19 protein-coding genes are annotated in these 20,106 nt (G+C 55.7%); 9 read left to right on the top strand and 10 right to left on the bottom strand.

From position 1 onward, the window contains the following. Positions 1-20 precede the first annotated feature (20 nt). Together ACR0JR_RS12720 and ACR0JR_RS12715 are read right to left on the bottom strand one after the other, a co-directional pair. The gene (locus ACR0JR_RS12720; protein ID WP_010442637.1) at positions 21-1,313 is read right to left on the bottom strand and encodes an ABC transporter substrate-binding protein; all 1,293 of its coding nucleotides are present in this window, start codon (positions 1,311-1,313) and stop codon (positions 21-23) included. Between the two features lie 91 nt (positions 1,314-1,404). Continuing rightward, positions 1,405-2,742 (bottom strand): hypothetical protein, encoded by a 1,338-nt coding sequence (locus tag ACR0JR_RS12715; RefSeq protein WP_480456453.1) that lies wholly within the window; start codon positions 2,740-2,742, stop codon positions 1,405-1,407. An 87-nt stretch (positions 2,743-2,829) separates the two neighbouring features. Here ACR0JR_RS12715 and ACR0JR_RS12710 point away from each other — a divergent pair, with 87 nt between their 5' ends. Then, the gene (locus ACR0JR_RS12710; RefSeq protein ID WP_480456451.1) at positions 2,830-3,597 is read left to right on the top strand and encodes a copper chaperone PCu(A)C; all 768 of its coding nucleotides are present in this window, start codon (positions 2,830-2,832) and stop codon (positions 3,595-3,597) included. Positions 3,598-3,666: 69 nt separating this feature from the next. On the opposite strand, the gene ACR0JR_RS12705 is transcribed toward ACR0JR_RS12710, so the two are convergent. Further along, positions 3,667-4,470, bottom strand: coding sequence for a ferredoxin--NADP reductase (locus ACR0JR_RS12705; protein ID WP_480456450.1), 804 nt, complete (start codon positions 4,468-4,470; stop codon positions 3,667-3,669). A 224-nt stretch (positions 4,471-4,694) separates the two neighbouring features. Here ACR0JR_RS12705 and ACR0JR_RS12700 point away from each other — a divergent pair, with 224 nt between their 5' ends. Continuing rightward, a complete protein-coding gene (locus ACR0JR_RS12700; protein WP_480456448.1) occupies positions 4,695-5,861 on the top strand; it encodes an amidohydrolase family protein in 1,167 nt (388 codons plus the stop codon). Positions 5,862-5,922: 61 nt separating this feature from the next. On the opposite strand, the gene ACR0JR_RS12695 is transcribed toward ACR0JR_RS12700, so the two are convergent. Genes ACR0JR_RS12695 through ACR0JR_RS12665 form a run of 7 tightly spaced genes read right to left on the bottom strand, consistent with a single transcriptional unit; the run spans position 5,923 to position 13,412 of the window. Then, positions 5,923-6,348, bottom strand: a complete 426-nt coding sequence (locus ACR0JR_RS12695) for a MarR family transcriptional regulator (RefSeq protein WP_170477091.1) — start codon at positions 6,346-6,348, stop codon at positions 5,923-5,925. Between the two features lie 8 nt (positions 6,349-6,356). Then, entirely contained in the window at positions 6,357-6,941 is a 585-nt protein-coding gene (locus tag ACR0JR_RS12690) for an amino acid synthesis family protein (RefSeq protein ID WP_319546706.1), read from the bottom strand. Next, entirely contained in the window at positions 6,938-7,519 is a 582-nt protein-coding gene (locus ACR0JR_RS12685) for an amino acid synthesis family protein (protein WP_480456446.1), read from the bottom strand. Before ACR0JR_RS12685 ends, ACR0JR_RS12690 begins: the two co-directional genes overlap by 4 nt. After that, positions 7,506-8,369 carry a UPF0280 family protein gene (locus ACR0JR_RS12680; RefSeq protein WP_480456445.1) on the bottom strand — a complete coding sequence of 288 codons (864 nt, stop codon included), beginning with the start codon at positions 8,367-8,369 and terminating at the stop codon, positions 7,506-7,508. Before ACR0JR_RS12680 ends, ACR0JR_RS12685 begins: the two co-directional genes overlap by 14 nt. Continuing rightward, a complete protein-coding gene (locus ACR0JR_RS12675) occupies positions 8,366-9,850 on the bottom strand; it encodes a 6-hydroxynicotinate reductase (protein WP_480456526.1) in 1,485 nt (494 codons plus the stop codon). The genes ACR0JR_RS12680 and ACR0JR_RS12675 overlap by 4 nt, the downstream gene beginning before the upstream one ends. Further along, a complete protein-coding gene (locus ACR0JR_RS12670) occupies positions 9,850-12,585 on the bottom strand; it encodes a molybdopterin-dependent oxidoreductase (RefSeq protein ID WP_480456443.1) in 2,736 nt (911 codons plus the stop codon). The genes ACR0JR_RS12675 and ACR0JR_RS12670 overlap by 1 nt, the downstream gene beginning before the upstream one ends. After that, positions 12,585-13,412 (bottom strand): FAD binding domain-containing protein, encoded by an 828-nt coding sequence (locus ACR0JR_RS12665; protein ID WP_480456442.1) that lies wholly within the window; start codon positions 13,410-13,412, stop codon positions 12,585-12,587. The genes ACR0JR_RS12670 and ACR0JR_RS12665 overlap by 1 nt, the downstream gene beginning before the upstream one ends. Positions 13,413-13,584: 172 nt before the next feature. Between ACR0JR_RS12665 and ACR0JR_RS12660 the strand changes: the two genes are divergently transcribed. Genes ACR0JR_RS12660 through ACR0JR_RS12630 form a run of 7 tightly spaced genes read left to right on the top strand, consistent with a single transcriptional unit; the run spans position 13,585 to position 20,096 of the window. Further along, complete coding sequence (locus ACR0JR_RS12660) at positions 13,585-14,316, top strand: GntR family transcriptional regulator (RefSeq protein WP_170543534.1); 732 nt, start codon at positions 13,585-13,587, stop codon at positions 14,314-14,316. Between the two features lie 5 nt (positions 14,317-14,321). Beyond that, entirely contained in the window at positions 14,322-15,347 is a 1,026-nt protein-coding gene (locus ACR0JR_RS12655; protein WP_480456441.1) for an ADP-ribosylglycohydrolase family protein, read from the top strand. Further along, positions 15,344-16,276, top strand: a complete 933-nt coding sequence (locus tag ACR0JR_RS12650) for a PfkB family carbohydrate kinase (protein ID WP_480456440.1) — start codon at positions 15,344-15,346, stop codon at positions 16,274-16,276. The genes ACR0JR_RS12655 and ACR0JR_RS12650 overlap by 4 nt, the downstream gene beginning before the upstream one ends. 41 nt (positions 16,277-16,317) lie before the next feature. After that, positions 16,318-17,358, top strand: a complete 1,041-nt coding sequence (locus ACR0JR_RS12645; RefSeq protein ID WP_170781917.1) for an extracellular solute-binding protein — start codon at positions 16,318-16,320, stop codon at positions 17,356-17,358. 28 nt (positions 17,359-17,386) lie between these two features. Beyond that, positions 17,387-18,250, top strand: coding sequence for an ABC transporter permease (locus tag ACR0JR_RS12640; RefSeq protein WP_480456439.1), 864 nt, complete (start codon positions 17,387-17,389; stop codon positions 18,248-18,250). Beyond that, positions 18,247-19,032: an ABC transporter permease gene (locus ACR0JR_RS12635; RefSeq protein ID WP_170477118.1), complete on the top strand. Its 786-nt coding sequence runs from the start codon at positions 18,247-18,249 to the stop codon at positions 19,030-19,032. The genes ACR0JR_RS12640 and ACR0JR_RS12635 overlap by 4 nt, the downstream gene beginning before the upstream one ends. Next, positions 19,032-20,096 carry an ABC transporter ATP-binding protein gene (locus tag ACR0JR_RS12630; RefSeq protein WP_480456438.1) on the top strand — a complete coding sequence of 355 codons (1,065 nt, stop codon included), beginning with the start codon at positions 19,032-19,034 and terminating at the stop codon, positions 20,094-20,096. The genes ACR0JR_RS12635 and ACR0JR_RS12630 overlap by 1 nt, the downstream gene beginning before the upstream one ends. The last annotated feature ends 10 nt before the right edge of the window (positions 20,097-20,106 follow it).

The raw sequence follows: 20,106 nt of genomic DNA, 5'->3' as shown, positions 1-20,106 counted from the left end.
GCTTTTGCCTAATGTCGGGATCAGAAGGATTGCGTGGTGTAATCCACCTCATCTTCATAAAGGCCATCCTCGATTGACGCGGTATGCACCACATCAAGACGGCCATCACCAACCTTTGAGATATACTGTTTGCCAAAGGTCTGATGGGTCTTGCCGTTAAAGACTTTTTCACCCTGCGGATGTTCGATGGATTCCGGCATGTCAGTCATCGCCTCGACCGCTTCGATCAGTTTGGAGCGATCTGCAGGCCCTTGGTAGTCCGCTGCTTCCATACCAGCTTTGATGATATGCATCGTTTCCCAACACCCGAACATATGAGCGTAAGTGGCAACATTGGCCGGGTCATCGATCGCAGCGCCACTGTCATTCACGCCAACTGCCGCACGATAGGCTGAGGCCGCCTCCGATTCGTTGGCTTGCTTATAGCGCGGCATGCCTTCCCAGAAATACGTGCCTTCGAGGAACTCAAGCCCGGGGCTTTGTATATCAACCGCTTCAAGGCTGTCGATAAAGCCAAAAATCTCGGGTCGGCTGGGCCCGAAGAACTCGCCCATCTCTTTGACGAATGTCAGCACTGCCGGGCCCACCATCACATGATAGATCACTTCGGTTTCGCGCGGGATGCTTGGGAAATAGCGGGTGAAGGTTGTCTCGGTGGGCGGGATCGCAATCTTCGCAACAACTTCGCCCCCCTGCGCCTCAATCGCTTGCGAGAAAAAGTCGCGATGATCATGGCCGAAAGCAAAGTCAGGATAGATCATCGTGACCTTCTTACCCAGATTGTCGGCAACGAAGGGTGCCATCGAAATAACCTGACTTTTCACATCAGTGATACCTGGTTGCAGCGTATAGCGATTCAGCATGCCGCTGGCGACATGGTGACCTTCGGAGACAACAAAATAAGGCAGTTTCAACTCGCCCGCGCGGGGCGCAGAGCCAATTACCACGTGGCTGAACAAGGTACCGAAAGCGACGTCTACCTCGTGTTGGTTGGCAAATTTTTCAAGCACTTCGGCCCCACGCCCGGGATCGGTTGCGTCGTCTTCAGTGATGATCTCGACCGGACGACCATTGATGCCGCCCATTTCGTTGATGCGCGCAGCAGCAGCGTTGGTTGCCACGTCATACCAGCGGCCATATGCAGCGCCAATGCCAGTCGCGTGCTTTTGAAATCCGATCTTGATCGGTGCCGAGCTTTGCGCTTGCGCAAAACCAAGAGAACCAGGCAACACCCCACCCGCGGCCAGAGCACTTGCACCGGCCCCGAGACCAAGCAGTGTACTACGGCGACTGATCTTTGAAGTCTTTGTCATGGCGTTCATCTCCTCTGTTGTTTTTAGGGCGATGTTTCGCCTCTCTTTTTTTAGTCAGTTTGTATGTATACTAACGAGTTGTCTACATTTTTTAGGCTCCGCGCGGGCTGGAAAGCAGCCACAGCCCGAAAATCGTATAGAAAATCATCAAGATAGACAGACCCAATTGCAACAGCAGAATGTCCCTGCGGGATGTGCAAAGAGCCTCAGCTGTCCTGTGGCACAAGATGACCGCTAAAACATGCGACAATACAACGACACCCGCCTGGGTGAGCCAGATGGTCTTCACAGTTTCTGGAATCGTCAGAAACCCGACCCTGACGGGGCGGCCGCCTAGCCCGAACAGATTCCAACCAAGCGCGAAAGGATCGGCCAGTGTTGCGACTGCAACCTGAATTTGAACCAGAAACGTCACGAAGTAGTGGGCAAAATGATAGCCAATCGCAATCGGCAGCAAGGTGATGGAAAAGCGGATGAAGGCTATTTTGAAGGAAACGGTCTCGTGCACCAGTACCGTTCCCAAGTAAACGGCGAGCGCAAAAATACACGTCAGCAGTAGCATACTGGTGTAGAGGCCAAGCGTCGTCGGCCAGATCATCGCGGTTCGCCCCGGATACTCCAAGGGATTGACCCCTAACTGATCCAGCCACCAGAAGGTCTCGTAGAGGCCATCGAAACTGCCGGATGCGAGAATAATTATTACAAAGGCCGCATGGCTTAGATCAAACTGATTACCGTGAAAGACTTGCCATCCCGGCACGCCAAATGCTGCCCCGCGCACCGATCTGATTGTGCCGATCAGTGCGAACAAGACCGAAAAGCACTCGACCTGACCAAGCCAGGATTTGCGCCCAAAAAGGGTCATACCCAGTAGTGTAAAACCCCAGTATCCAAGCGCGAAACTCGCAAGCCTGCCCGGATCGTTTGGTGCTGCATCGGCAAGAACAAAGCCCTGAAACGCCGCCATAAGAACAACAGCCGGCCAAATCGAAAGTTTTTTTGCAAGTGTCAGAGGTGCTTTGTGATCTGGGGCCAACAGACGGTGCAAGCCCGGCCAGGGATTAACCCATTTCCAGACATCGAAGATCAGCGCTTGCACCATGAAAAGCAACATCCACCATATGGTCCACAGCACCAAAGGCATGAGGTTCGCTTGCGGGTCCGTTGGGCCCCTTAGGCCAATCAGAATCAACAACATCAGACAAAGGGAGGCTGCGATCTGACCCCAGTTGCACCATCGACCTCGACCGCGCTTGAGAGGCAATGTAATGGGCCGCAGTATAACCTCAATCTGCCCTGGTCTCAGGCAAACAAGCAGCAGGATTGTCGCAGCCACAGTCGCTGTACCACCAGTGATGTAGGCGGTGGTGGGCAAAAGAAGCACAAAACCCTGATCGGCGGCATGGGCAAAGGCTGGTCCAGCAACCATAGTGGCGCAAATTAACGCTAGAAATGACTTCACAATCAACTTCACTTCGTTAGCATACACACAAATTCTTGCAAGGAGGCAAGTCAGATGAGCAAACGCTGGTTCGCTGTGGCAGGTATCGCGGCCGCGTTGGGTTTCGCCTACATATTCGCAGGTACGCCGCAAACTGCTGTAAAGGTCAGCGACGGGCGCGCCGCGCCGATGGGGGCGTCGGGATCGCTGTTCATGGTCACTCTTAAGCTGCAAAATGACGGTGACCCTCGCATTCTTCAAAGCGTCACGTCGCCATCTGGAGCCCACACGTCATTAATGAACCCTGGCCATGACAAACCACTTGTAGTGCCTGGCGGCGATCCGGCGCAACTGGCAATGGACGGGGCCCATATCATGTTGCAAGTGCCCGACGGAAGCTTTCCCGAAGGCACGTATCATTCGCTGGCGCTCAACTTTGACGATGGCAGCGAGGTAGTGGCTCGCATCCTGAATCCAGAGGCAACCGGCAGTATGACGTCAATGGACCACAGCAATGCCAACGGCATCGAAATCTCCCCTAGCCCGACGATCGCGCTGATTCAGGACCCGCAGGTCAGCACTGACGGATTTGCTGTTCAAATTAGCGTTAAAAACTTCGAGTTTGTCCTTGTCGAGGACGGCACACCGCATATCGACGGTCAGGGTCACGCCCATATCTATCTGAACGGCCTGAAGCTTGGCCGACTTTACGAAAACAGCTTTCAAGTCGGAGCGCTGAAGCCCGGCGATTATGAATTAACTGTTGCGCTGAACTCTAACGACCACCGCCCTTATATGTCCGATGGCGCACCCATCTCGGTAACCTATAGATTTACACTATGATGCGGATTGCCTTTGGCAAGTGACAAACCTTCAGTGAATCACAGAAAAGCAGAACACAAGCAGTTGTTCTTAATCGACAAAAGCACGCTCAACAACAAACGTGTCTGGTTTACTGTTCGATCCCTCGACCAGACCGAACTCCTCGAGTAGAGCCTTGGTATCTTTGAGCATATTCATTGAGCCGCAGATCATGCCTCGGTCGGTATCTGGCGAAATTGGGGGAACCTCTAGGTCTCTAAACAGCTTGCCATTGGTCATTAGATCGGTAGTGCGGCCCATGAACGGATAGTCTTCGCGTGTGGTGGTCGCATAAAGGCGCAGACCATGCGCAAACTCTCCGCACAACGGATCGTCTTTCACAGACGCAACCAGGTTCTTGCTATAGGTGAGTTCAGCAACTTCGCGGCAGGTGTGGGTGACGATGATTTCATCAAACTTCTCATAGGTCTCGGGGTCTCGGATCAAACTTGCAAAGGGCGCGAATCCGGTACCTGTAGAAAACATCCAAAGCCGTTTGCCCGGCAGCAGCGCATCGTTCACCAAGGTGCCCGTTGGTTTTCTGCGCATTAAAACGATGTCACCTTCCTTGATCTTTTGTAGATGTTCGGTGAGCGGACCATCCGGAACTTTGATCGAATAAAACTCCAACTCCTCATCCCAACTGGGAGACGCCACAGAGTAGGCCCGAAACACAGGCTTTTCGGCATTTGGCAGGCCAATCATCACAAATTCACCGGACCGGAAGCGGAAAGATGCAGGCCGTGTCATACGGAACCGAAACAGCCGATCAGTATAGTGCTGCACTTCAGTTACAGTCTGGGCAAATACACCCGCCGGGATCGGGAACTTTGTCTCTTTGGAATCGAGCGCCATCAGATCACCTCCTGTTGCCACCAAGAAAGCGGCCAGATGCCTCACCCTTAGGTATTCTTTGTCAGTCACCCAGATCAGGTCATTCAGCTCATTGGTATACTAATGACTATGAGGTAATGGAATATCCTGTCAATTGATTTGTGAAGAATGCCTCTCGCCCCAGAATTATCTTGACGCATGCCTGCTAATTATATTCGTATACTAATGAATAGTGGGAGGATCTTATGGAAAAACTTGTCATAAAGAACATCGGCATGATCCTGTCAGGAAAAATGGAAGAACCGATTTTTGATGGCGATTGTCTGATTGCCATAGATGGTAAGATAGACGCATGGGGCAATGAAAAGGACCTCGATACCGACGACGCAACCAGCATCGTAGACGCCCATGGTGTGACGCTTGCCCCCGGTCTGATCGACAGCCATGTGCACCCGGTGGTAGGTGACTACACGCCCCGTCAGCAACAACTCCACTGGATCGACTCCACTCTGAACGGCGGTGTGACCACAATGATCTCGGCCGGAGAGGTTCATATGCCGGGGCGACCCAAAGATGTGATCGGCCTCAAGGCGATGTCGATCGCGGCACAACGCTGGTATGAAAATTTTCGCCCCTCCGGTGTCAAGGTCCATGCCGGCGCCCCTGTCATCGAACATGGCATGGTCGAGGAGGATTTCGCCGAACTGGCCAACGCCGGAGTGAAATATCTGGGCGAAGTCGGCTTGGGTTCGGTCAAGGACGGCAAAACCGCAAACCAGATGGTCGAATGGGCCAGAAAATATGGGATTCAGTCCACGATCCACACGGGAGGCCCATCCATCCCCGGGTCCGGCCTCATCGACGCGGATATGGTGATCGAGACGGGTACCGACGTGATCGGGCACATTAACGGAGGTCATTCGGCACTGCCGGATGATCAGATCATCTGCCTTTGTGAAACCTGCACCAAGCAAGCCTTTGAAATCGTTCATAACGGCAATGAACGCGCCGCAGTGCTTACGGTGAATACCGCGCGCGAGTTAGGCAAGCTGGATCAAGTGATCTTGGGTACCGACGGGCCAGCAGGGTCAGGTGTGCAACCGCTTGGAATCTTGCGGATGATTGCCATGCTGTCGGCCTTCGGAAACGTCCCCGCCGAGATTGCCTTTTGCTTTGGCAATGGGAACACCGCACGGCAGCGTGATCTGGATGTGGGTCTTATTGAAAAGGGTCGTTGCGCCGATTTCGTCCTGCTGGACCAAGCGCAGCACGCGCCCGGAAAAAACATGCTTGAAAGCGTTGCGCAGGGGAACCTGCCGGGTGTTGGCATGACGATCATTGACGGCGTGATCTGCTCGGAACGTTCTCGCAACACACCGCCCGCACAACGCCTGCCGGAACGTATTTTGTAAGCTCGATTTTCGGTGACTTGGGTTGTTTGGCGCAATATGCGGGCAACGCGATCTTTGAAGGTCAGGTTATCTTTTTGAGCAATGCCAGAAGCGTCTTTTGCTCGGACTTCTTGAGAGGTGCGAGGGTTTCATGCGAAATCCCAAACCCGTCAGCGTAAAGCTGTTCCATTAACTCAGCGCCCGCCTCGGTCAATGAGATGATAGATCGGCGCTTGTCACCGGGATCGGCGGTCGCGCGCAAAAGCCCCTTAGCTTTCAGACGGTCAACCACCCCTTTGATCGTCGCAATATCCATTGCTGCAAGTCGGCCCAGCTGATTTTGCGACACTTCTTTCTTCTCGGCCACCCGGATCAGCGTGGCAAATTGCGTCGGCGTCAGATCTTTGGAAATTCGGTTCTGAAAGATGATCGAATGACGCTGACTGGCCAGCCGCAAAAGATATCCGACCTGGTCTTCAAGGTGGTAGGGATCGACGCTGTTTGACATAAGTGCTCCTAACGAAGCCCGTCTTTGCCTTCTGCTTCATCGTGGGTCAAGCCACCGACACGGGGTAATGGCCGCCCGCTGTCGGTCACAGCCACGGCCACCATAATTTCATTTGCACGCGGCGCATCGTTCAGCCGTACTTCGATGCCGTCAAAGTGGCTGCGCACATAGGCTGCGTCCTTGTGCCCAAGCGGTACATCAAGCACCTGACCGGGCGAACCCATCTTTTTCGAAGACGGCACCAAGGCGGCCCCTTTTTCCACTTCTTTACGCAACGGCGCGCCCAACTTGGGATGGAGGATCGCAGCGGCATGTTCCAACTCGCCATTTTCGCCGACCATGGCCGACTTGCCATAGCTCTCTGCCTGCTCTGGTGTGATGCCAAGGGCTTCTACGCATTTGCGACCCAACAGCGTTCCCAGCTCTGCACCGATCCCCATCAATGCGCTTAAGTCCTCGGTATAGGTGCCCGCAAACGGGTTCTCGATTACTGCAACGGCGACGGCCTTGCGCGTGGCCGGGTCGATCTTTCGTCCGATTTCGGAATGCGTTTCTTCGATGTTTACAGCGATCTTGCGAATTTTAGCGCTCATCTCAGGCCGTCCTCTCCTTTGATATCCTTGGCTGCCAGGCCGCCAGCGCGGTCGTGGATACGTGGTCCCGTGCTCATGACCAGAATGACGGCCATTTCATGAGCTTTGGGCGCGTCGTTCAGGCCGACCTCCATACTGTCAAAGTGGCTTCGAACGTAAGAGGCATTTATATGGGTGATCGGCACATCGAGCCGCCCGCCAACGCCCGTGACTTTCTTGGTAGAGGGTACGATCGCGTTGGAATCATTGAGAAGTTCGCGCATCGCGTAACCTCCCGGAGCGTGCCACAGGGCGCCATGTTCCAGCTCACCCGCCTCACCTATCAATGCGCCTTTGCCATAGCCTTCAATCTTGTCCGCCCCGCCCAGCATCTCGACCAATCGCCTCGCCATCAGCAAACCAAGTGGCTTGAGGTCCTCCATGAACCACTGAATATCAGGCTCGTAACGCCCGGCAAATGGGTTCTCGATAATCGCAATCACCGCCGCCCGGCGCAGGGGGTTCGCCGGGGCCGGGCCACCTTCGTGGAAAATCTCTTCGACAGAATAGGCTGTTTTCCGGACATTAAGCTGGGACATGTTGTATCTCTTGTTGGAACGAAAATGCGTGTGCACCGGTTGTGACAGATCGGCTCTGGAGGAACAAACCCGCAGACGCGATCCGTCCCAGGGCCTGAAACGACGTCGCGCGGTTGAGACCACGGGCCAAAGCGCGTTCACAATCTTCGGCTGACAAAGCACCACAGCTAACAGTGACCGGCAACTCCCCCAAATCACTGTTCTCGTCGATATCGCAAGCGGCGCGACGTGTGATCGATGGATGACCCGGCAGGTCCACCGCATTGGCGATGAGTGTTGCCGCAACGTCAGCCTCAGCGGCCGATGAGGCGAGCGCCGTCACGCTGTCCGCAATGCCCAGAGACAGGCTGCGCCCGTGGCGACCAGAGGTCGCAATACCCCCGATACGATCCTTGTCCGTAACTTCAATCCGACCCAATTCGCCGCCGTCATGGGCTTGAATCGAGGTATTGAAGCTCGTTCCTGGGGTCAGATATAGAGCGATATCTCCACCGTTGTTGACATAAGCGCGCGTGATATTCGCGCTTTGGGTCATTGCCGCAAGCACCTCATCCGCAATGCTTCCAGCCACGGCGGCCATCCGTGTGACGTACCCGACATCAATCAACGGCAGACACGCGTCATGCATTCGACGCGCAACTGTGCCGTTAGGACGTTTTGTTAGCGGAGACAGCATCCCCCGTAGGTCCGGCAGTTCCGCGACAATTTCGGCGATAATCGTTTCGAACCGCTTTGCTGCGGCCCAATACGCCTGATCCCGATCCCCTTCCACCCAAACAATCAGATCACTGGGGCCATGCTGCAGATGCAGCCGTTGGCCATCGGGCAAAAGGCGCGCGCGCGGCCTCATTCTGCGTCCGCCTTCCAGTTGTAGTTTCCAAGATCCATCGGATCCCCGGCATTAGGTTTTTGTCGTACGTGGCGAGCCTGATCCGAATTGATGTCACTGACGCGGCGCATGTGGTCCACATGTCCGCCCAGAGCAGCGTAATCTCTGACACGCAAGGTAAACTCGATGGGGGCGACAAGCGCGGGAGTTGGAACATAGCCAAAAGAATTCGTGGGCATATCCAACACATCTACCATCACAGTGATCCCGCCTCCGGGCCACACATAGGCATCTGCACCACCGCAAGACACGTGGGTCAGCGCGTCCTTGACCGATTTGGTCAGGCGTACGGGGTTCTCAGTAACGCCTGCGCGCAGCGATCCCCCTGCCCCACCCATGAACAGCACTGAACAAACCGAAGGTTCGCAGTTTTCCGCAATCAGCGCAGCTGAAGCCGCCAGTTTCGCGGGTACGTCCCGCAGTTGCGGGTCAAGATCGGCGTCGAGTTCATAGTATGAAAACTGCTCACCCGTTGTGGACACCATAAATAGCCGCAGGCCTTCCCACGCTGTTTTGGGGTTGAAGGGGCCAAGGATCGCAAGAGGGTCCTCGATATCTGTCCCCCCCCAACCTGTACCGGGTTCAGCCACTTGAAAGTATCGCCCAGGCGTCGAGCGCCGTCCTTTGATCTTGATCCCCGTTGCAGGGACATCAAGCTGCTTGCCGGTCTCGTGCTCGCTGAGCACTCCGGTGATGTGGTCATCCACCACCACGACGTCGTCGACATGACCGATCCACTGTTTCGGGAACATGCCTATCGTGGCAGAACCGCAGCCTACGCGCATCAAGCTTTCTGTCACGCCGTTGATGATCGGTGGCTTACCGGCCTCGACCACAACTTCGGTAGCGTGATCTTCTTCGCCGATCACCATCGTCACTGGTTCTCGGTTACACAGCCGCAGCAGGGCGTCACATGTTACGCGGCCTTCTTTTTTGCTACCACCTGTGAGGTGCTCGACACCACCCAAGGACAGCATCTTTGAGCCATATTCAGAGGTCATGACATGGCCGATCGGTTCCCCGTCGACGCGCACCACGTCTCGCTCATGGCCGATATGACGGTCAGTGTCGATCTTCACCTTCACACCGCAATAGCTAAAGATGCCCTCGGTCACGACCGTGACCATATCGACGCCTTCAACCTCTTGGCTGGCGATAAAAGGCGCGGGCTTGTAGTCGGGATAAGTGGTTCCCGCTCCTACAGCTGTCACAAACTGACGCTCACCTTTGAAGATATCGCCATCCCATTCCTCAGTCGCGCCCTCGCCCATGAACGGAACAAGGTCTTGGCCACTTTGGATGATGGTCAACGGATCAAGCCGAACCAGCTCGCCACCGTGGTTGGCATAACGGTCGCAGGCGCCCGAATTGCCCTCGGCGATATAACACATCACCGGGCAGGCGTCGCAGCGGATTTTTTCTGGCTTCGCTACATCCGTCATCATGTTACACTCTTCTTGAGGGCTGCATGGACGACGCTGGGGATTGCCGGTCCCTTGAACAGTCGTACCCCTGTTGCATGTTTGATTGCGTTCAGGATCGCCGGTGCCGTTGGGATCAAAACATGCTCTCCCAGTCCCTTGGCGCCATACGGGCCATGCGCGTCAGTTTCTTCTATGATAATCGTCTCAATCGGGGGGATGTCCCCGATTGTCGGGATCAAATAGTCATGCAGGTTCTCGGTCCGTCCCGGGATGTATTCTTCCATTAGCGCCATCCCCAGACCCTGAGCAATGCCGCCATGGACCTGCCCTTCGACTAGCATCGGGTTGATGGCCTGACCGACATCATGAGCCGCAATGAATTTCACTGGCGTGACTGTGCCCAGCGCGGTATCCACTTCGACAACAGCCAGATGCGCGGCATAACCGAATTGGGCGTAAGGATGCCCCTGCCCATTTTTATCCAAGGGCTTTGTCGGCGGATCATAGCTTTCTTCGGCGCGAAGAACATACCCATCCGAGTCCGCTTCTAGAGCCGAAAGATCCAGCACACGAGCCCCCCCGGCATCAGTCGCCTGAATTTCCCCGGCGCTGAACTCCAAGGCAGCATCTTCGGCAACGTTCAGACGCTCCAGTATCATGGCCCGCAATGCCTCACCCGACAGCCGCGCCGCATTGCCCGAGACAAAAGTCTGGCGCGAAGCCGAGGTTTTGCCCGCATCGGGTGTCACATCCGTATCCGCTCCGACAAGCGTAATCTGACCCACCTCGGCCCCAAGTGCGGTGGCAAAAATCTGGGTGATGACGGTATTGGCCCCCTGACCGATATCCATCGCGCCTTGATGCAGCACCACCGTGCCATCAGCGCGAATGCCGCATTTGATGGCCGATGGGTTGGGCAAAGACGTGTTGCCACAGCCATACCATCCGCTGGCGATACCCACACCGCGTTTTACAGCGTCATTTTGTGCGTTGAATGCCTCAACACCTGCGCGCTCTTCCGTCCAGGCAAACCGCAATGCCTCAAGGCAGGCCTTGATCCCGACCCCCTGGTCAAACACCTGTCCGCACACGGTCGGCACACCATTATCCAAAGCGTTGAGAACACGGAACTCCAGCGCATCCATTCCCAGCTTCTCAGCCAGATCGTCGAAAAGACATTCTTGTGCAATGGCTGCCTGAGGCACACCAAAGCCGCGAAACGCCCCCGACGGCGGGTTGTTGGTATGCACACCCTTGGCCTGCGCGATGTAGTCCGCCACGCGGTACGGTCCCGAAGCATGGACTGGCACCCTGTTCGCCACCGTCGGTCCCCAACTGGCATAAGCCCCCGTGTCAAAGCGGCCACGAAAGTCAAAGCCGCAGAGCTTGCCCGTCTTATCAGCACCGATCCTAAGCGTGATGTCTGAGGGGTGCCGCTTGGTCGAACATTGCATGGATTCAGTACGCGTATAGCAAAGCCGCACAGGCTTGCCCGTCTTCAGTGCCGCGAGCGCCAGGTAGGGCTGTACACTCATATCCAACTTGGAACCGAAACCGCCTCCGGTGGCCGTTGGCACAACACGTATGTCCGAGCGGTCAAGCCCCAGAACACGCTCGAGCCCTTCGAGATCCATAACCGGGGCTTGCGTGCAGGCATGCACCTCAACGCGACCGTTCACGACTTCGGCGAAACCCGCTTCAGGTTCGATATAGGCATGCTCTACAAAGCCGCTTTCAAACCGGCCTTCCACGATTACATGCGCGCGTGCCAGGGCCGCATTCGGATCGCCACAAGTCACAAAACCAGCACACATCACATTGTTGTCCCGGCCATCATGTAGTTGATCGGTTCTTTCACCTTGGGCTGCGTCCATGTCTTGTAAGGCAGGCAGTTCGGTCCAAGCAATCGGTACCATTTCTGGATCGATCACGCGAAGCACATCCCGAGCACCAATCAGGGCCGCGACAGCCTCTCCCCTGAAACGCGTTTCCCGCTCAGCAAAGACGGGCTGGTCTTCAAATCCGGGTATCACGCCAAAGTTGTTCTGGCCCTTCACGTCTTCCGCAGTCAGAACCGCGTCCAGTCCAGCCGCCTGCGCGAACCCTTCGAGGTCACCGATTTCAAAGACCGCCCGGGCATGGGGGGAGCGAATGACCAAAATCTCAAGGCACCCCACTGGTGCAATATCATCGCCGTACTTGATGGTAGCCGAAACTTTTTCGATCCCATCCAAATGCTTAACCGCATCGCCCACCTTACCTGCTGTCGCGATGGCAACCGAGGGCGCACCCATCACCGCGTCGATGATTTTGCGGTAACCTGTACAACGACATAGCACACCGCCTAGCGCATCCTTCACTTGCACCTCGGTGGGCTCAGGCACGTCCCGCAGCAGCGCAACGGCAGATACCATCATGCCAGGCGTACAGATCCCGCATTGCGCTGCGCCATGGTCCAGAAAGCTCTGCGCCAGTTTGGCCGCCACGGGGTCATTGGCATATAGTCCTTGCACAGTCTCGACTTCGCGCCCCGCAACCTGATGTGCTGGGGTCAGACAGGCGCAAACGGGCTCGCCCTCAAGCAGTACAGTACACGCGCCGCAATCCCCCGCATCGCAGCCAATCTTCACATCGCGTTGCCCCAAACCCTCGCGCAGAACTTCGGACAGTCGTTGGCCAGGGAAAAGCAATGGGGCCGCTTCACGTCCATTCAAACGAAATGGGGTCGGGGTGCCTGAAAGCGCTTTGTTCATCACGAAACCGCCTTGTAAATTGCACGCTGAATTTGATGACGCACTGCATCAAGCCGATACGAACTTGTCCCTCGGACATCATCGATCGGCGTTAATGCTGCGACATCAATCGGAGAAATCCTGACATCAGCGGGATCCTGACCGATCAGGCTCGCCTCTAACGCCGTAAGCCGTTGCGCTACAGCGGAACAGGACCCTACTGCGATGCGAGCCTCGGCTATTCTTCCCTGTGTATCCAAAAGAACATTTGCCGCTGTCATGGCAATGGAAATGACCAAATAGCGACGGCTCCCTAATTTTTCAAAACCAGACGTCATGCCAGCATGGGGTTTCGGCACGATGATCGCTGTCACCAGCTCGTCATCCATCAACGCTGTTTGCCGCACACCCCTGATAAATGCCTCGAGGGGAAGAACACGCTTTCCCTTTGCTGCACTGGCCAGCTCAACCTCAGCATTCAATGCAAGCAAAGGTGGAACACCATCGGCGGCGGGAGAGGCGTTGCAAATGTTTCCGACAACCGTACCTGCATTTTGAATTTGCAGGCTTCCGACCTCGCGCGCCGCCTGCTTCAAGGCATCAAAGGCCCGAGGAAGATCAGTTCCAACAACATCCGACCAAGTGACGGCTGCACCAATTCTTGTGCCCCCTTCAGATTGCGTGATGTCCGAAAACCCATCTATTCTTGTTACATCTAACAGATTTTCGGGATGCTGGCCTGCTTTCAACGCCGGATAGAAATCTGTCCCACCTGCAACAACGCGGACCCCAGCCTGCTTAAGAATGCCCAGCGCATCGGGCAACAAGCTTGGTTGTGAGTAGGCCATGCACATATCCACTTTCATTAGCACACTAATGATAAGTGTGGACGTTTGCCAGAGTCAACAGAACTGTCATGAGAACACATCCAATCAAACATGGGCCTCAGTTTGAGCCAAGTGGACCTCCGTATACCCAAGTTGACAGATAATCGAATCCGGATAAGGTACAAGCATGAACATGTCTGAACAAGAATCAACAAGCACTGATCGGATCGGAGCACCGAAATCTGTCAGGATCGCACTCATGCTCGAGGAAGAGATCCGGTCAGGTGGGTTGGACACAGGCGCACCGCTGGCCAGTGAGAACGCGCTGGTCAAACGGTTCTCGGTCAGTCGAAACACGATACGCAAAAGCCTCGATATCCTCAGCCGCAAGGGTCTGATCACGACCCGGCGTGGCATCGGATCATTTGTTACCTTTGGGGGAAAAACGATCGACGACCGGAAAGGTTGGAGCGTTGCATTATCCTCGGGTGAAACCGAACTTGCGACGCGGATTCTTCGCCTGACACGCGGTAAAATGGATTTAGCAGACGCACCTGAAAGTGTCGGCACCGATGTCCTGATGGTCGATCGTTTACGTTTTCGTGTGAACACCGGTCAGGGAGTGTCGCTGGAACGCAGCCGTGTCCCATGGCGTTCGGAGTTTTCCGAAATAATTGAGACCGGCCTAGAAAACGGCTCTTTGACGGAAACGCTTCGCAGTCGCGGGTTGGCGGTCAATGGCGGTAGCGAATGGGCGCGTGTGTTGCCCGCGCTCAGCGCGGAAGACGCGGCTGTCATGGGGCGCGTGTCAGGAGAACCGATGTTGCGACTGTGCCGGTTAACCCGTTCAGCCGACGGGGACTCCCTGGAATTTGTCGAGAGCATTCTGGACCCAGACCTGTTTGGTCTGCACATGGAGTTTTGACGGCTATGGCCACTGCAGAACTGGCTTTCAGTCGCGCTTGCGGCGCTCTTGCCGGAATGGCCATCGGGGATGCGTTGGGTATGCCCTCACAAACGCTGTCGCGCTCAGAAATAGCGCAACATTATGGCGAGATCACAGCTTATGTCGCCCCCTACCCCGACCATCCGGTCTCTCATGGCCTACAGGCGGCGCAGGTGACGGATGACACCGAACAGGCATTGCTGTTGGCTCAACGTTTAGTGAAAGATGGCGAAGGGTTTGACGAGGCGCTTTGGGCGCAAGACCTGCTGGATTGGGAGGGTGACGTCCGAGCGCGTGGTTTGCGCGACCTGCTGGGTCCATCTTCCAAAGCGGCTCTTGCAGCGATGCTGAACGGAGAACCAGCCAGCGAAACGGGGCGCAACGGAACGACAAACGGCGCTGCGATGCGAATTGCACCGGTTGGGATCGCCACGCATTTCTCGCCAACGCAGAATTTCTTGGACCGCGTGGAACTGGCCTGCCGTATGACGCATAACACGGGCGAAGCCATCGCCGCTGCTGCTGCTGTTGCCACTGTCGTCAGCTGTGGTGTGGATGGTCTTGATTTCGACTCAGCACTCGACGCAGCGCTGGACGCCGCAGAGCAAGGGCAGAAACGCGGCCATCGGTTTGGCGAAGCAAACATGCGCCGTCGGATTTCAAACGCACTTGATCTCGCTGATCAGGGCCTGACCGATGTAGAATTCGCGCAAATCGTCGGAACTTCTGTCTCTTCGTATGAATCTGTCCCGGCGGCCTTTGGCATCGTAAGGATGGCGTCGGGGGATGTCTGGAAGGCCACCCGGATTGCTGCGAATATCGGGGACGACACAGATACAATCGGCGCTATTGCCGGAGCGATGGCCGGGGCATGCGCCGGAATTGAAGCCATCGCACCCGCTGTACTCGACCCTGTTCGTGCTGCCAACAACCTACCCATCGAAGTAATAGCGGAACAGTTGCTTTCTCTTCGCCATACGTCTGACGCAAAGACGGAGGCCCCAAGATGACCAATCGTCTTCTTCAGATGTCAGGTGTTGTGGCCGATCTGCTCTATCAGGTCGAAGCTGTTCCAGCGGTTGGTGAAGAAGCTATCGTCAAGGGTTTCTCCATCGCACCTGGTGGCGGGTTCAACGCCATGGTGGCCGCGAAACGCGCAGGTATGATGGTATTCTATGGAGGCTCTATCGGATCAGGCCCATTTGCCAAGATTATTCGCGAAGGTCTTAACACCGAAGGTATCCCGTTCCTGCGGGCACAAGACCTAACACGCGATCAGGGCTGCTGTACCGTGATGATCGACCCTCAGGGTGAGCGGACCTTTGTGGCAAGCGACGGTGCTGAGGGGCACGTGACTACCGAGGACTTAACGCAGATCAGCTTTGCCGAATTCGACTGGACCCTTTTGTCTGGCTACGCTCTGCACTACACGGGCTCGCGTGATGCGCTGCACCAGAGGTTATCTTCGGATGCCCGCATCAATAACCTAGTGTTCGATCCTTCGCCCATCATCGCTTCTCTCCCACATGAAGTGCTGCAGACGGCGTTGAGACGGGCCACATGGATCAGTGCAAATGCGCGCGAAGCTGCGGTTCTGACTGGTCACACGGACCCTGTTGCTGCTGCCAGAGCACTTGCTGAAACCCGCCCTGATGACGGTGGAACTGTTGTGCGACTGGGGGAAGACGGCTGCATTCTGGCCCGGCCCGATGCTCTTCACCATATCCCAGCTTACCGCGTTCAAGCGGTGGACACCAACGGCGCTGGTGACACCCATGTTGGCAGTTTCATCGCGCGAATGGCGCGCGGTGATACCCCAAAGGAAGCAGCCATTTACGCAAATGTCGCTGCGGCGTTGTCAACCACACAACAAGGGCCCGCAACGGCGCCGACCCAAGCGGTCGTGGCGGACGCCCTAAACAAGAAAGAGGCGGGTTGATCGAGAACCAAAGCTAAAGACCATTCAACCGGGAGATCACAATGAACAAACGTATCCTATTAGCAACCACAGTTGCTTTGACAACAACGGGCGCGGCCGTTCTGGCCGATGAGATCCGAGTTCTCAATTGGCAAGGGTATGGAACCGACGAAGACTGGGCCATTTCTGCCTTTACCGAGGCAACGGGCCACACCGTCGTTCATGAATACTTCAATTCTGAACAAGAGATGTTGACCAAGCTTCGGACCAACCCCGGTGCCTATGACGTCGTGCTGATCAACGCGGCCTTTACGCCACAGGCGCAGGCCGAGGGGCTGATAGGGCCAGTGGACAGCTCGATGGTCGCGAATTTTAGCGACGTGCCCGAAAATCTGGCCGCCAATCCGGACCTCAACGCCGGAGGTGCGCTGCATGGAATGCCTTGGACCTGGGGCCTGACATCCTTTGCTGTGAACACCAATGAATTCAACGAGATGCCAACGTCGATTGAGGTATTTTGGGACACGGCGCACGAAGGCAAAGTCTCGATCCGCGATGACGCGTTGGAAGCCGTACAATTCGCAGCTATCGCAACGGGCCAGGATATCAACGACATCCAGGATCTCGATGCCATCGAGGCCAAACTTGCCGAGTTGATGCCTCAGATCAAAACCTACTGGGGGTCGGAAAACGACTGGAACCAGTTCATGGCCGCAGGCGATCTGGATGTGGCAACCTTTTGGTCAGGTTCTGCGAGCCGCTCGATGGCTTCCGGACTACCGGTTCAGTTCATCGTGCCGGACGAGGGTGCAATCGGCTGGTTGGATGGTCTGTCCATCCCAACCTCATCGACCAAGAAAGAGGCTGCGCACGCCTTTATCAATTGGATGATCGATCCAGAGTTCTACGTCAAATGGGCCGAAAGCGGTGCCCCGGCTTCGGCCAATGCCAAGGCCGCCGCTGCGTTGCCTGATGACGCCTTCAACAAACGCGTTCTGGGCGACCCCGCAGTCGTGGCACGCGTCCAGTTCCAGCGTCCGGTCTCGGATGAAAATCGCGAGAAATACCTTGAGCTCTGGCAAGGGTTGAAAGCCGCCCAATAAGCCCAGGCACGCTAAGGAGAAAGCAGACATGTCAACGGTTCTCGCCCGACAAGACAGGCTCAAGATCGTCAGCCTGCTTTCTCCGGCTTATATTTGGCTGACGGTGGCAATATTTTTGCCGCTGTCGGCGATGTTGTATTTCAGCTTTTTGTCCGATGTGCCTTTTGGCGATGCCGAATGGCACTACACATCTGAAAACTATCAGGCCTTCTTCCAGACCTCGACTTACGCAACGCTGCTGTGGAAATCCATAAAGCTGGGCCTGACTGTGACGGTGATTTCCGTGCTGGTTGGCTTTCCCTGCGCCTATGTTCTGGCCAAGGCGATTAAGGGTAAGTCGCGCGAAGCACTATTCCTTCTAGTCATCCTGCCCTTCTGGTCGAATTCGCTGGTCCGGATATTTTCCTGGGCCATCGTTCTGCGCGGAAATGGAGTGCTAGAGCTCGGCCTCAACGCGATCCTGCCGTTCGAGGTCGATGTGAACCTGATGTTCTCGACCCCTGCGATCGTTATCGGCCTGGTCCACTCTTACTTGCCTTACGTGATCTTGACTTCGTATCTGGCTTTACAGGCCATCGACGACAATCTGATCGACGCCGCGCGGTCAATGGGGGCGAACAAACTGACCATCCTGTGGCGCGTCATCCTGCCTTTGTCCCTGCCCGGGCTGCTGGCAGGTGCGGTACTGATTTTTGTACCTGTCGTCGGCTCTTTCATGGAACCACGCATATTGGGTGGTCGTGTCGGAACTTATTTTGGCACCGTGATTGAGGATCAGTTCGTGGCCGTGTTCAATTGGCCCTTAGGGGCTGCCTTGTCCTTTATCCTGCTTGCGGTGGTTTTGGTGATCCTGGCAACCGCCAGCCCGGTATTACGGAGGGCACAGACATGAAGAACACCTATCTGGTCTGGGCAGGTAAGGTTTGGCTTGGCCTAATCCTATTCTTTCTTTACGCCCCGATCATCGTCATGGCGTTCATGTCCTTCAACGCGTCACAGTATTATCAACTGCCCTTTGAGTTTTCGCTAAAATGGTACGAAAAACTGGGCCAGAACACCGAAATTCTGAATGCCGCGACCCGCTCAATTCTGATCGCGCTGGCTACAACAGTGATTGCCACCATCTTGGGCACAGCCGCCTCGCTGGCCCTGTTCCGGTTCGAGTTCCGTGGCAAGCGCTTCCTGCAGGTGATGCTGTTCCCGCCGATCGCGATTCCATGGCTGATCACCGGCACGGCGATGCTGATCTTTTTCTATGGCGTCGGTCTTGGCCGCGGCACACCCTCGGTTCTGATTGGCCATGTCGCCCTGGCCTTGCCTTACGTGATCGTCGTCGTCAGCGCCCGCTTGGCGACATTTGATCCCACACTGGAAGAGGCCGCAAGGTCCATGGGCGCCGACAGCTGGACCGTGACCCGCCGCGTCACCCTGCCCTGGATCGCTTCGGGGATCATTGCCGGTGCTCTGTTCGCTTTTGCGGTCAGCTTTGACCAGTTCGTTGTATCGTACTTCCTCTCCGAACCCGGAGACAGCACGCTGCCGGTTTTGATCTACACCTCGATCCGCAAAGGCTTCACGCCGGAAATCAATGCAATCTCGACAATCATTATCGTAATCTCGATGGCCGTGATGCTGTTTGCAGCCCGGTTCTCAAATTTCGGAGGAGAACGCTGATGGCCGATGTTTCTGTCCAAAACGTCACCAAAACATTCGGGTCACTCAAGGCTTTGAATGACGTCACCATGCACTTTCCGGATGGTGGTTTTTTTGCCCTGCTCGGTCCATCAGGCAGCGGTAAGACGACGTTGCTGCGTGCCATTGCCGGATTCATCTTTGCGGACAGTGGTTCGATCCATATCGGTGATCAGTCGGTCGAGCACATTCCCGTCGAAAAGCGTGACATCGGAATGATGTTCCAGAACTATGCTCTGTTTCCCAATATGACCGTCGCCGACAATGTGGGTTTTGGCTTGCGTGTACGCAAAGTAGGTGCCGCCGAGGAACGCCGCCGCGTGAGTGAAGCGCTAGAATTGGTACAGCTTGGGCAACTGGGCGACCGCAAGCCTCATCAATTGTCTGGTGGTCAACGACAGCGCGTGGCATTGGCACGGGCTATTGTCACTAATCCAAAGGTGCTTCTATTGGACGAGCCGCTGTCGGCCTTGGACAAATCCTTGCGCGTCGACATGCAGATAGAATTGAAGCGTATTCAGCGTGAGATTGGCATTACAACGATCTTTGTGACCCATGATCAGGAAGAAGCCCTTACTTTGTCAGACAAGATCGGCATCCTCAGACAGGGAACGATGATACAGGCTGGCCCGCCACGCGAAGTCTACAACAATCCCGTCGACGTCTTTACCGCCGAATTCCTGGGCGAAGCCAATATTCTGACAGGTCAAAGCGGCTTGGCTCTGAATTCTGGCGGTGCGGATATCAAATTACCACACAGCGCGACACCGCAGTCGACGCTGGCCGTCAGACCCGAGAACATGAGCATATCAATCTCTGAGCCTGACGGCGACGAGATTTCAAAACTCCCCGCCACGCTGGTCCGTCGCATCTTCGCTGGTGCGATGGCGACCTGCGTCCTGAAACACAACGACAACACCTTCAAAGTCATAGCGCGCGATCAGGACATCCCGGATTTGCCCGAAGGTGGCGAAATATGGCTTAGCTGGAAACCTGAGCACACGATTGTCGTTCCAGACGGATCAGTTGGGTTAGACCCCAATTGAGACGAGCAAG

This window comes from Ruegeria sp. AA3, from assembly GCF_056542905.1.
This window is presented reverse-complemented; position numbering and strand designations above follow the sequence as displayed.

What these genes read in the sequence shown, in the direction of transcription:
- ACR0JR_RS12720 (WP_010442637.1), bottom strand. Translation starts at nt 1,313, where the DNA reads ATGACAAAGACTTCAAAGATCAGTCGCCGTAGTACACTGCTTGGTCTC.
- ACR0JR_RS12715 (WP_480456453.1), bottom strand. Translation starts at nt 2,742, where the DNA reads ATGGTTGCTGGACCAGCCTTTGCCCATGCCGCCGATCAGGGTTTTGTG.
- ACR0JR_RS12710 (WP_480456451.1), top strand. Translation starts at nt 2,830, where the DNA reads ATGAGCAAACGCTGGTTCGCTGTGGCAGGTATCGCGGCCGCGTTGGGT.
- ACR0JR_RS12705 (WP_480456450.1), bottom strand. Translation starts at nt 4,470, where the DNA reads ATGGCGCTCGATTCCAAAGAGACAAAGTTCCCGATCCCGGCGGGTGTA.
- ACR0JR_RS12700 (WP_480456448.1), top strand. Translation starts at nt 4,695, where the DNA reads ATGGAAAAACTTGTCATAAAGAACATCGGCATGATCCTGTCAGGAAAA.
- ACR0JR_RS12695 (WP_170477091.1), bottom strand. Translation starts at nt 6,348, where the DNA reads ATGTCAAACAGCGTCGATCCCTACCACCTTGAAGACCAGGTCGGATAT.
- ACR0JR_RS12690 (WP_319546706.1), bottom strand. Translation starts at nt 6,941, where the DNA reads ATGAGCGCTAAAATTCGCAAGATCGCTGTAAACATCGAAGAAACGCAT.
- ACR0JR_RS12685 (WP_480456446.1), bottom strand. Translation starts at nt 7,519, where the DNA reads ATGTCCCAGCTTAATGTCCGGAAAACAGCCTATTCTGTCGAAGAGATT.
- ACR0JR_RS12680 (WP_480456445.1), bottom strand. Translation starts at nt 8,369, where the DNA reads ATGAGGCCGCGCGCGCGCCTTTTGCCCGATGGCCAACGGCTGCATCTG.
- ACR0JR_RS12675 (WP_480456526.1), bottom strand. Translation starts at nt 9,850, where the DNA reads ATGACGGATGTAGCGAAGCCAGAAAAAATCCGCTGCGACGCCTGCCCG.
- ACR0JR_RS12670 (WP_480456443.1), bottom strand. Translation starts at nt 12,585, where the DNA reads ATGAACAAAGCGCTTTCAGGCACCCCGACCCCATTTCGTTTGAATGGA.
- ACR0JR_RS12665 (WP_480456442.1), bottom strand. Translation starts at nt 13,412, where the DNA reads ATGGCCTACTCACAACCAAGCTTGTTGCCCGATGCGCTGGGCATTCTT.
- ACR0JR_RS12660 (WP_170543534.1), top strand. Translation starts at nt 13,585, where the DNA reads ATGTCTGAACAAGAATCAACAAGCACTGATCGGATCGGAGCACCGAAA.
- ACR0JR_RS12655 (WP_480456441.1), top strand. Translation starts at nt 14,322, where the DNA reads ATGGCCACTGCAGAACTGGCTTTCAGTCGCGCTTGCGGCGCTCTTGCC.
- ACR0JR_RS12650 (WP_480456440.1), top strand. Translation starts at nt 15,344, where the DNA reads ATGACCAATCGTCTTCTTCAGATGTCAGGTGTTGTGGCCGATCTGCTC.
- ACR0JR_RS12645 (WP_170781917.1), top strand. Translation starts at nt 16,318, where the DNA reads ATGAACAAACGTATCCTATTAGCAACCACAGTTGCTTTGACAACAACG.
- ACR0JR_RS12640 (WP_480456439.1), top strand. Translation starts at nt 17,387, where the DNA reads ATGTCAACGGTTCTCGCCCGACAAGACAGGCTCAAGATCGTCAGCCTG.
- ACR0JR_RS12635 (WP_170477118.1), top strand. Translation starts at nt 18,247, where the DNA reads ATGAAGAACACCTATCTGGTCTGGGCAGGTAAGGTTTGGCTTGGCCTA.
- ACR0JR_RS12630 (WP_480456438.1), top strand. Translation starts at nt 19,032, where the DNA reads ATGGCCGATGTTTCTGTCCAAAACGTCACCAAAACATTCGGGTCACTC.